Consider the following 7504-nt stretch of genomic DNA (forward strand, 5'->3'; position numbering starts at 1 on the left):
TCGAAGCCGGTGATTCGCCACAGCGCCTCAAACCCCATCGGTCTTGAGTCATGGAACAGGCCTCCAGCGCTTTCATGGTGAGTGCAATTGGCGATCTATTTGATAGCACACAAGAACCCCAAAGCAGACACCGATGACCCCGGCGCGTACCCGGAGCACCGCCACGACGCCAATGTGCCAACATCTATGCCCCACAGCCAGTCATGAGGACACCGTGAACGCCATGCAAACCCCCACAGCGGCCGCTGACCCGCCCGGCTTCAACCGGGCCAGCGAAGACGTTGGCAATATCGTCGAGTTCGGTCACGTCAACCTGCGGGTGCCCGACCAGCAACAGGCAATCATCTTTTACGTGATGGGCCTGGGCCTGACGCGCGACCCTTATCTGCGCGTCGGCGTGCGCACCGCCTGGATCAATGTCGGCAGCAGCCAGTTTCACCTGCCGATCGGGCCGGCGCAGCGGCTGCGCGGTGTGACGGGTCTGGTCATGCCCGATCTGGATGCGCTGATGGCGCGGCTGGCCGGCGTGCAGCCGCTGCTGCAGGGCACGGCGTTTGCGTTTGCCCGCGGCGCCGGGTGCGTGGAGGTCAGCTGCCCCTGGGGCAATCGGGTTCGCGTGCACGCGCCAGACGCCGCGCGCTTCGGCGCTATGACGCTGGGCATGCCTTATGTCGAAATCGACACCGCCGCCGGCGCCAGCCCGGGCATTGCGCGCTTTTACAGCGGCATCCTCGGCGCCCTGGCGCATTGCGGCGAGGACGCGGCCGGCCGCTTTGCCCACATCACCACCGGCCCGGCCCAAAGCCTGCTGTTTCGGGAAATGGACCGTGAGAAGACGCGCGAGTTGCCCGCGTATGACGGCCACCATGTGCAGATCGCCGTCGCCGATTTCTCGGGCGTGCACCGGCGGCTGCTTGAGCGCGGCCTGATCACCGAAGAAAGCAGCCAGAGCCAGTACCGCTTTCAGGACCTCATCGATCCGGACACCGGTGAGCGGCTGGCCACGCTGGAGCACGAGGTGCGCAGCATGCGCCACCCGCTGTACGCTCGCGCGCTGGTCAATCGACCGGCCTGAGGCGCCGACAGGCACGCAAACTCAGGGCGCAGGCGAGCCCGCGACGCGGTCGGGGGTCAAACCTGGCCCGGTCCCGGCGGCTGGCGCTCACGGAGCCGCCCGTCTGCCGATCCTGGCGCTCAGCGCCCCACGGCGCGCGAGTTGCGGCGCGGGCTCCCGCCCGGTGAAGACGGTAGGGAGTGCGGGTCATCTCGCTCAACGCGTGTCGACACATAGGTTGCCCACGCAAACAGCAGCAGCACACCGCAGACGCCGTAGCCTGCCGCCGCGAACCAGCCCATCGGGGCGAGAACCAGCCCCATGGCGATGCAGATCAGGGCATTGCCGATCTTTTTTGCCGCCAGTTGTTTCGACGCGGTGACCACGCGGCTGGCCTCCCGGCTGGCTGCCTGAAAACCCTGCCGCTTCCCGTTCCGGCGGGAGTCGTTGCCACTGTTTGCGCGGTAGAGGGTGTTCATGAGTGAATTGGATGCGAATGGGCACGGGTAGACTGTTTTTAAATGTGTGCGCATGTAAGCCGGTTCTGCCTGCAGGATGCCAGGCGCCCGGAAACAGGCCATGCCCCGCCGGGCTAGCGCTTTCGGCCTCATTTATGCATGAATAACGGCCATAGCCCATACTATATGGCCATAGTATGCTATCTATTTAATAGCATTCATCACCCCTTCGGCCGGGCACTCGGCCCACGCTTTCTGCGGTCATGCGCCTACGCGGGAGCCCTGCGATGCAAGTTACAACGGATGAACTTCTTCGCAAAGGTCTTCCATGCAAGTTCATCGTTTCCTTTCTTTTTTGCTTCCGCTGCTGGCCACCGGCTTCATCGCCACCGCGCCGCAGCTGGCCGGAGCGCAGTCGAGGGCGCGCTTTGCGCCCGAGATCAGCAGCTTTCAGGTCGACGTGTCCGATCGCCTCGGCCCCGGCAGTGACATTGACTTCACGCTCGAAGGCACGCCGCGCGGCAAGGCCAGCGTGCGGATTGGCGGCGTCAACAAGACGATTGCGCTGCGCGAGGTCGAGCGCGGCGTCTATGAAGGCAGCTACACCCTGAGCCGGCGCGACCGGCTCGGCCCGCAGCCGACGGCGCGCGCCACCTTGCGCGTGCGCAACGCCTCCACGGTGGCGACCCAGGCGCTGGCCGGCGGCCCGCCACCGGTGGCCACGCTGCCGCCCCCGCCTGCTGTGCCGCCGGCCGTTCCGGCGCCCGCGCCGCTGGTGATAGAGCGCTTTGGCGTCACCCCCATCGCCCGCATCGAGCCCGGTGCCGATCTGCGCTTTGCGGCGGTGGGCACGCCCGGTGCGCGCGCCAGCTTTACCATTGACGGCGTGGTACAGGGTGTGGCCATGCCCGAAGTGCGGCCCGGCCGCTACGAAGGCGCTTACACGATACGCCGCAATGACAACTTCCCGCCCTCGCTCAACATCAGCGCCGCGCTGGAAGCCAACGGCCAGGTCGCCCGCTCGCGGCTGAACCAGGCGCTGCTGGTCGATGCCCGGCCGCCCACCATCCGCAACCTGGCACCGCACAACAACGAAACGGTGACGGGCAACCCAGCCTCGGTGTCGGCCACCTTTGACGACAGTGGCGGCGTGGGGGTGGACACCAAGAGCGTGAAGATCATGATTGGCGGCCAGGACATGACGCGCAATGCCAGCATCACGCCGCAGTTCATCACCTGGCGTGGCGACTTGCGGCCCGGCAGTTACCCGGTCGAAATCACGGCGGCCGACAATGCTGGCAACACGGTCAAGCAGACCTGGGCCTTCAATGTGACCGGGCCCCAAACCCCGCCGCCCGCCGCCATGCTGCCCCTGCAGATCACCAGCCACGCCAACAACGCGCAGGTCGGCAACGGCGTGATCGAGGTGCGCGGCCGCACCGCGCCGGATGCCAAGGTCGACATACAGGTTCAGGTGGTTGCGTCGGTGGCCGGCTTTTTTGGCATCAACCAGCAGGTGCTGAACCAGACCGTGCGGTCCGACGCCAACGGCGTCTTCGGTTTCAGTTTCCAGGCCCAGGTGCCGGTGCCCGGCGCCCGCTTCGAAGCCAACATCACCGCGACCAAGGGCGACCTGAGCCGCGAAACCCGGCTGGTGCTGTTTCAACAGCACTAAGCCATGGGAACTGCCATGAAAAACAAGGAATTTGCACCGCCATGGGCCATGCGCCGGCCATTGCGGCATCACAGGAGCGGGGTTACGTGCGCCATCGCACGCAACCGCATGCGGAAAGCGCATTGTCGAAAATGCCAGCTGACACGGTGGTCCATCGCTTCGGATGAGCCGCTTTTTTTCACCAACCCAAAGGAATTCACATGAACTACGCCATTATTTTTTCAGCCGCCGTGGCGACCCTGGCCCTGAGCGCCTGCGACCGGCCATCAACGGTGGTGACCACACCGCCCGCCGTGGTCACCGTGCCCGGACCGGCCGGCCCCACGGGCGCAACCGGCTCCACCGGGTCGGCCGGCTCCACCGGATCGACCGGTTATACCGGTGCCACCGGGGCGACCGGTTCCGCGGGCAGCACCGGCGCAACGGGTGACACCGGCGCCACCGGTCAACGCGGCAAGACCGGTGGCGACACCGTGGTGATCGTGCCGCCGGCCACCCCGGCGCGCTAAGGCTTTCGCCCCACGCCGGCCTGCAGGGCGGCTATGGCCTCCTCGCCATAGCCCAGTTCCCGCAGCAAGTCGCGGCTGTGCTCGCCCAGCAGCGGCGGCTGCAGCCGGATGCCGGGTCGTTGGCCGCCCAGCGTGAAAGGCATCAGCGGCACCTTGGACTGGCTGCCGTCGTTCATGCGGATGGGCGCCAGGCCACCGGTCGCATTCAGGTGCGGATCCGCAAACAGTTCTTCGGGCCGCACGATGGGCGCAAAAGGCAGTTCCCTGGCTTCAAACAGCGCACTGAGCTCGGCCGCGCTGCGCCCGGCCAGGCGCGAGCGCAGCATGGGCATCATCCAGTCCCGGGCCCGCACGCGGTCGTTATTGCTTTTGAGGTGCGGGTCGGCCAGCAGCTCGTCCAGCCCAAAGGCCTGGCAGAAGATCGCCCATTGCTTGTCGCTGACGGCGGCCAGAAAGATCTGTTCGCCGTCTTTCACGGTGAACACGTCGTACACCGCCCAGGCCGAAATGCGGCTGGGCATGGGCGCGGCAGCCTGGCCGGTGGCGGCAAACTGCATCATGTGCTGGCCCACCAGGAACACATTGTTTTCAAACAGGGCCGACTGCACCTCCGTGCCCAGCCCCGTGCGTTCGCGCTGGCGCAAGGCGGCCATGGCCCCGATGGCGCCAAACATGCCGCCCATGATGTCGTTCACGCTGGTGCCCGCGCGCAGCGGGTCGCCGCTGCGGCCGGTCATGTAGGCCAGGCCGCCCATCATCTGCACCACCTCGTCCAGCGCGGTGCGGTGCTCGTAAGGCCCGGGCAGAAAACCCTTGTGGCTGACGTAGATCAGGCGCGGCTGGCGTTTTCTCAGCGTCTCGTAGTCCAGGCCCAGCTTCTTCATGGTGCCGGGCTTGAAGTTCTCGCTGACGATGTCGGCCGTGGCGATCAGGCGCAGCGCGGCCTCCACGCCTTCGGGCGTCTTCAGGTCGAGCGCGATGCTTTTCTTGTTGCGGTTGAAGGTCGGGAAAAACCCGGCGCCCGAGCCCAGCAGGCGGCGCGTGCCGTCGCCCTCCAGCGGCTCGACCTTGATCACCTCGGCGCCCAGGTCGCCCAGCAGCAGGCCGCAGGTCGGGCCCATCACCATGTGGGTGAATTCGACGACGCGGATGCCGGCGTAGGGCAGGGGCGTGTCCTTGGTTTCGCTTTCTTCAACGGCCGGACTGGCCGGCGCCGCCATGCGGGCGCCCTGAACAAAGCCTTTCGGCAAACCTGCCTCGGGCGTCATGCCGTACACCGGCTCGCCCGGCAGCCCGGCCATTAGCGGCGCGCGCGCGGCCATGAGTTTTTCAATGTCAATGCCGGTAGGCACGCCCATGGCCTCGAACATGAAGACCAGGTCTTCGGTGACGACGTTGCCTGAGGCGCCCGGCGCATAAGGGCAACCGCCCAGCCCGCCTAGCGAGGCATCGAAGGTGCGAACGCCTTCCTCGTACGCCGCCAGGCAGTTGGCCAGGCCCAGGCCGCGCGTGTTGTGCATATGGGCCGCGCCGGCGTGGCGGCCGATTTCGCCGCGCAGGCGCCGGAACAGGCGGCGTACCTGCGCCGGGTTGGCATAACCGACGGTGTCCGACAGGCCAGCCTCGTCGGCACCGGCCGCAATGCATTGCGCGGCCAGCCAGATGACGTCGTCCTCGGCCACGGCGCCCTGCAGCGTGCAGCCGAAGGCGGTCGAAATGCCGGCCTCCAGCCCGACGTGGGGCGCGATGTCGCGGCGCAGGGCCGCGATGGCGCGCACTTCCTCGACCATCTCTTGGCGCGTCTTGCGCACATTGGCCAGCGAATGCGCGGCACTGGCCGACACCGGCACGGTGAGCTTGTGCACGCCGGCGGCCAGCGCCGCTTCAGCGCCACGGCGGTTCGGCACCAGGGCCATCACCGTGAGGCCGGGCAGCGTGATCGCATGGCGCACCACCGCGGCGGCATCGGCCATTTGCGGCAGCAGCCGGGCCGGCACGAAGGAGGCGACTTCGATCTCGCGCACCCCGGCTTTGTGAAGCGCGTCAATCCAGCGCAGCTTGTCGGCCGTCGGCATGCATGCCTTGACCGATTGCAGGCCGTCGCGCGGGCCGACTTCGCTGATCAATACGTGAGCATTGGACATGGTTGCATTCCTCAAATAATTCTGTAAGATAGAACATTGTTCTTTCTATTGAAATGATCACCGATGGCCAAGCGCTTGTCAAGCGCTGCGGTCCGCCGCATGACCAGGAGTTATTGATGCCCCGCAAAGCCCAGACCGAATCCCTGGCCGACAGCCACGCCGCGCCCGGCGGCGCCGCGGCGGTGGACCGCGCCCTGACGCTGCTGGCGGCGTTCAAGGCCGGCGACACCGCGCTGGGGCTGGCCGAGCTGGCCGCGCGCACCCAGCTCTACAAAAGCACGGTGCTGCGCCTGCTGGCCTCGCTGGAACATGCGCGGCTGGTGCAGCGGCTGGACGATGGCCGCTATGGGCTGGGTCCGGAGGTGGCGCGCCTGCACGGCATTTATGCCGCCTCGTTTTCACTCGACAAGGTGGTGCTGCCGGTGCTGCGCGAACTGGTGGCGCAGACCGGCGAAAGCGCAGCCTACCATGTGCGCCAGGGCGACGCGAGGCTGTGCCTGTACCGCGTGGACTCGCCGCACCCGGTTCGCGACCACCTCCAGGCGGGCGACCTGCTGCCCATGGACCGCGGCACCGGTGCTCGCATTTTGATAGCATTCGATGCAGATCCGGCGAGGGCCAGAGGCCAAAAAGACAAGGATCTTTACGCCAAGATCCGGCAACAGGGGTTTTACACGGCCAGCGGCGACCGGCTGGCCGAAGTGGCGGGCATCTCGGCGCCGGTGTTCCGCACCGACCGCCAGGGCCGGCCTGAACTGGCCGCCGCGCTGACGCTGACCATGCCGGCCGCGCGCTACCAGGAAAACTACGTCCAGGCGGTTCTGGGCTGCGCCCGCAAGCTCAGTGGCCTGCTGGGCTGATACCCCCTCGTGCCGTGCCGGCTGCGCCTACTGCGGCACGACCCCGGCTTTTTTGACCAGCTTGGCGTATTTCACCAGTTCGGACTTGAAGTGCGCCAGCGCAAATTCGGGCGTGGAGACGTTGATGGTGTTGCCCTGCTTGGCCATGGACTCCTTGACCTCGGCGGTTGAAAACGCGGTGACAAAGGCCGCGTTGATGCGCTTGACCTGGTCCGCCGGCAGGCCCTTGGGGCCGACCACGGCGATCCAGCCCTCCACCAGATAGCCCGGGTAGCCCTGCTCGGCCGAGGTCGGAATATCGGGCGCGGCCGGAATGCGGGCCGGCGCCGAGACACAAATGGCCCGCATGGTGCCGGCCTTGATGTGCGCCTGCGCCGACGGCAGGGCCAGCACCCCCATGTCGACCTGGCCGGCAATGATGTCCTGCACCATGGGCGCCACGCCGCGGTAGGGAATGTGGGTGACGAAGGTCTGCGTCACGTCCTTGAACATCTCGGGCGCCAGGTGCAGGATGGTGCCGTTGCCCGACGAGGCGTAGTTGTACTTGCCGGGGTTGGCCTTGAACAGCGCGACCAGTTCCTTCATGTTTTTCGCCGGAAGTTTCGGGTTGATCACCAGCACCAGCGGCGTGGCACCGATGACGGCGATCGGCGTGATGTCGGCCACCGGGTCAAACGGCACCGACTTGAGCACGCTCGGGTAGATCACATGGTTGTTGGACACCATGCTCAGGGTCAGGCCATCGGGCGCCGACCGGATCATGGCCTGCGTGCCGACCACGCCGCCGGCGCCGGGCTGGTTCTC

Annotated in this window: 7 protein-coding genes and 1 pseudogene; 4 read left to right on the plus strand and 4 right to left on the minus strand. The window is 66.8% G+C overall.

Annotated elements, in window-relative coordinates:
- The first annotated feature begins 223 nt into the window (after positions 1-223).
- Entirely contained in the window at positions 224-1075 is an 852-nt protein-coding gene (locus RMO23_RS18660) for a hypothetical protein (RefSeq protein WP_309684434.1), read from the plus strand.
- Positions 1076-1194: 119 nt separating this feature from the next.
- On the opposite strand, the gene RMO23_RS18665 is transcribed toward RMO23_RS18660, so the two are convergent.
- A complete protein-coding gene (locus RMO23_RS18665; protein WP_309684437.1) occupies positions 1195-1533 on the minus strand; it encodes a hypothetical protein in 339 nt (112 codons plus the stop codon).
- Between the two features lie 307 nt (positions 1534-1840).
- Here RMO23_RS18665 and RMO23_RS18670 point away from each other — a divergent pair, with 307 nt between their 5' ends.
- Both RMO23_RS18670 and RMO23_RS18675 read left to right on the plus strand, forming a co-directional pair.
- Positions 1841-3187 (plus strand): Ig-like domain-containing protein, encoded by a 1347-nt coding sequence (locus RMO23_RS18670; protein ID WP_309684440.1) that lies wholly within the window; start codon positions 1841-1843, stop codon positions 3185-3187.
- A gap of 200 nt (positions 3188-3387) precedes the next feature.
- Positions 3388-3696 (plus strand): collagen-like protein, encoded by a 309-nt coding sequence (locus RMO23_RS18675; RefSeq protein WP_309684443.1) that lies wholly within the window; start codon positions 3388-3390, stop codon positions 3694-3696.
- Here RMO23_RS18675 and RMO23_RS18680 read toward each other — a convergent pair.
- Both RMO23_RS18680 and RMO23_RS18685 read right to left on the minus strand, forming a co-directional pair.
- Complete coding sequence (locus RMO23_RS18680; protein ID WP_309684451.1) at positions 3693-4916, minus strand: CaiB/BaiF CoA-transferase family protein; 1224 nt, start codon at positions 4914-4916, stop codon at positions 3693-3695. The genes RMO23_RS18675 and RMO23_RS18680 overlap by 4 nt on opposite strands.
- A 102-nt stretch (positions 4917-5018) precedes the next feature.
- Positions 5019-5840 (minus strand): annotated as a pseudogene (locus RMO23_RS18685) (hydroxymethylglutaryl-CoA lyase); the annotation flags it as partial.
- Between the two features lie 116 nt (positions 5841-5956).
- On the opposite strand from RMO23_RS18685, the gene RMO23_RS18690 reads away from it, so the two are divergent.
- The gene (locus RMO23_RS18690) at positions 5957-6700 is read left to right on the plus strand and encodes an IclR family transcriptional regulator (RefSeq protein WP_309684444.1); all 744 of its coding nucleotides are present in this window, start codon (positions 5957-5959) and stop codon (positions 6698-6700) included.
- 27 nt (positions 6701-6727) lie between these two features.
- Here RMO23_RS18690 and RMO23_RS18695 read toward each other — a convergent pair.
- On the minus strand, positions 6728-7504 hold a 777-nt coding region (locus RMO23_RS18695), incomplete at its 5' end, for a tripartite tricarboxylate transporter substrate-binding protein (RefSeq protein WP_309684448.1).

The organism is Polaromonas sp. (assembly GCF_031411155.1).
In the GTDB taxonomy this organism is placed as follows: domain Bacteria; phylum Pseudomonadota; class Gammaproteobacteria; order Burkholderiales; family Burkholderiaceae_C; genus Polaromonas.